The following is a 3559-nucleotide window of genomic DNA, read 5'->3' as shown; positions in this document are numbered from 1 at the left end:
TAGTCTGCTGTGGGAAATTTTTCACAAACCAAGTCGGTGCATTGATAATATTACCATTACGGGTAATAAGTTTAGAGCCATCCCAACGGCCGCGAATGCCATCCAGTTTTTCGCTGATCCAGTAGTCCTGTATCACTATGTCACTGTGGTACAAACGGGCTAATTGTTGAGGGGCAGACATTTTGGTCGTTATAGCGAGGTTTAACTCGCTGGCATCACAAAATGTAAAAGCCCTAGTTAGTAACACGATAATTAACAAACTGGAGGGAGATATAAGTGGGATCATATTCGGAGCATTCCATGCCGTTGAGTACCTCTAAGCATAGTGCAAAAATGTTCGGCCGTTGAAATTTTTGACGTCAATCAAGGAATCTTTATTCATCGGTTTTCTGATAATTGTTAACAGTTTACTCATATACCATTTAATACTTTTTAGTGATACATCTAAGTAATTAGATTGGCTTATACTTTGTAGGCTGACATTCACTTTAGTTTTCAGTAAAGAAAGTAAAAATAAAATTAAGCCCATATTTTTTTAACGTAGTCTGCTTGGATTTTGAATTGAAAGTGAAATTTATTCAGCAAATGTAACAACCTGCAAAGATTTTTTAGCCTCAGAGGGTCTCGTACGGTAACACTGGTCGAACCGCAATCAAGCTCCTGATTATTTCTAAAATGCTAGGTGAATGTGGGAGACGTTGTTCTATGCTAAGTGACTTTTAAAAAATATTTTCAAAGTAAATTTAATTTATTAAAACATGCTAACGAGCTTATTTTATTTAGTCATATCAATGCCGATAACAAGTATGCTAGGTTAAGTGAAAGGGACTTTTTAATAGCTCACGTGCTACCAAGAATGCCTATTCATAAATCTCATAATGATTAAGTGAGATGCACCAGTATTGACGCTGAGAGTAAATTTATGCAACCAGACTCTATCGACGCAGTGGTAAACGGTATTGCAGATGTAAAAGTAATAGATGATTGTGAAAGTGTAAATTATAAACTAAATAAATTATTATCAATTGTCCGCAAGCATCTCGACATGGAAGTAGCATTTATATCTAAGTTTGTTAAAAACAACCGTGTTTTTGAAGTTGTTAATAGTAAAAGTGATATGTTGCCAATAAATGTAAATGATTCCGATCCAATAGAAGAAACTTATTGTGCAAAGATAGTTAATAATGTTATCCCAAACATTATTCATAATACTAAAGAGCATGCGTTAACCAGTAAACTTTCCATTACTGATAAATTATCAATAGGTTCTTATATTGGTGTGCCAATCAAATTATCATCAGGTAAAATTTATGGTACTTTTTGCTGTTACAAACTTTCACCAGATGACACGCTAAATAAACGTGATCTGTCATTTTTAAGTGCCATTGCTGATATTGCAACTGAGCTAATTGAAAAAAATGTCGAAACAGAATCGAATCATAATGAAATTACGGAAAAAATTGTTTCGGTTTTAGAACAGGACAAAATTGATATCCACTACCAACCCATCTTCAACCTTAAAAGTAATAAAATTACAGGCTTTGAGTCGCTTTCCAGATTTGATACAACACCTTACAGATCACCCAATATTTGGTTTGGAGAAGCATCTAAAGTTCACTTGGGTGAAGAACTTGAAATGATAGCCATTAAAAGAGCAATTGAAGGTATTGGAAAATTTAAAACAGATATTTATATTGCTATCAATACGTCTCCGGAATACGTGTTAAGTGGTGCTATAGCACGTGTATTAGAGGGAGTGGATTTGACGCGTATTGTTTTAGAAGTAACCGAATATACACCTATCCTTAACTATTCAGACTTTCGAGAAGCACTGGAACCACTGCGAAAACGTGGCATGAGACTTGCCATTGACGATGCGGGCTCTGGGTACTCTAGTTTTCAACACGTTTTGGAGCTTGAGGCTGACATAATTAAACTAGACATCTCATTGACTCAAAATATTAACTCTAATAATAGAAAATATTTATTTGCAAAAGCACTGTGTGCATTCTCCAAAGCGATAAATTGTCGTATTATAGCGGAAGGTGTAGAGACAATTGGAGAGTTGAATTGTCTTCGAGAATTAGGGGTTGATAACGTGCAAGGATACTTGCTTGGCCACCCAATGCCGATTAAAGAAGCTGTGTCATATGTCAAAATTTTTTAGTATCAAGATTACATGAACGACCGGTAACTCTCAGGGGCAGATACTGCCCTCGGAATAAAGCCTAAATCTGGTTAATGTTGATAATTAACATCAACGGTTCTTCAAATTTTGATATACCGAAAGTACGTATCATTGATATCAAAAGTAACGTCAGTAGAACCAAACGTTTAAATGCTTATCCTGATAAAAAACCATGGTTGTTTTCTTTGATTACCACTACTTATTTACATAATAAGTTAGTATTGGTTTGATGGATTCTGTAGCATTTTTATTTAAATTTACATCTTAACGATTGCTTTAATTGCCCTACATGGCCTTTAATTTAGCTACGCATGTCACGAGAAATTGTCCCTATCAAATGCCGAAGACTAGGTATGAAAAAGTTTTTTTATCATCATTTTCTTTTAAGCAAATACATAGCTTTGGCGTTTATTGTCAACAGTAACTTGTTGACTAGTTTTAAATCTTTGGTAAACGCCAAATCATAAATTCCCGTTACTTTTAAATAGAAATAGAAATAGAAATAGGAATAGGTAAATTTTCATAATGACTTTATCCATTGCGAAAATGTTATTAAAACTGATGACCTTGAACAAATGATTTATTTGGACTTAATATCACTGGTGGCAAGATTATTGTTTTTTAATATAGTAATGTCCATCAGAAATAGTGAGGTAACAACACCTTCAGTGCTATGTTTGTCATGTAAACTAAGCACATGTTTTTAATCGTTTTAAACATTGATGTGCTGGGAGTTATATTGTCTAAATCACATAAATTTTTTGAAATGAGTAGTTATGGTATTTATGAAAATTGGGATGAAAAGAGTAAAAGTCTTCCAAAAATTAAAACGTTTACTACGAACATTCCTACCCAATTAGAAATTGAATTTGGTTTTATCCTTAAGGCTAAAAAATCTAAAGGAAAACGCTTAAATTGGGTAATTTTTCATCCTGACGTACCTGATAATGATGGACATGCCATGGCACCATTTGAAGGCGTGGTATATGTCAGAAATAATGATTGGGAATTTTATTTGGGTGACACAGTATGGGCACCTATTCACGATAAGGTCGGAGATTGGCGGATGGTAATAGAGTGTGACGGAAAGATCATTGCACAGAAAACCTTTAGTTTATTAGTTGAGCACGGGGATGCTGAACTCCAATTTTGGAAAAAAAGAGGTTATTGAACTCTACTCCATCATTAAGTGATAAATACAGGCCCTTAAATCTTTCAAACGGTCTGTTAGTCTGAATGTTATCCAACTCAGATCAAGTTGTTTCTTTGATAAATAAAGTGGATTTAAACGTATTATTAAGACTTGAGTTGGTCGTTACTCGTTTAGTGGGCGTAACAATGAATCAATGTAGATTATTAACAAAGCTAGAA

General features: G+C 34.2%; 2 protein-coding genes and 1 pseudogene. 2 read left to right on the top strand and 1 reads right to left on the bottom strand.

The window, feature by feature from the left end; all coding sequences use genetic code 11:
- Window positions 1-286: pseudogene (locus ACJAT7_RS18525) on the bottom strand (DNA ligase); the annotation flags it as partial.
- A gap of 636 nt (window positions 287-922) precedes the next feature.
- Between ACJAT7_RS18525 and ACJAT7_RS18520 the strand changes: the two are divergent.
- Together ACJAT7_RS18520 and ACJAT7_RS18515 are read left to right on the top strand one after the other, a co-directional pair.
- Complete coding sequence (locus ACJAT7_RS18520; RefSeq protein ID WP_415228269.1) at window positions 923-2167, top strand: EAL domain-containing protein; 1245 nt, start codon at window positions 923-925, stop codon at window positions 2165-2167.
- Between the two features lie 760 nt (window positions 2168-2927).
- Window positions 2928-3359 carry a DUF3859 domain-containing protein gene (locus ACJAT7_RS18515; RefSeq protein ID WP_415228268.1) on the top strand — a complete coding sequence of 144 codons (432 nt, stop codon included), beginning with the start codon at window positions 2928-2930 and terminating at the stop codon, window positions 3357-3359.
- Window positions 3360-3559: the final 200 nt, after the last annotated feature.

This window comes from Psychromonas sp. (assembly GCF_047632995.1).
Lineage (GTDB): Bacteria > Pseudomonadota > Gammaproteobacteria > Enterobacterales > Psychromonadaceae > Psychromonas.
This window is presented reverse-complemented; position numbering and strand designations above follow the sequence as displayed.

What these genes read in the sequence shown, in the direction of transcription:
- ACJAT7_RS18520 (WP_415228269.1), top strand. Translation starts at nt 923, where the DNA reads ATGCAACCAGACTCTATCGACGCAGTGGTAAACGGTATTGCAGATGTA.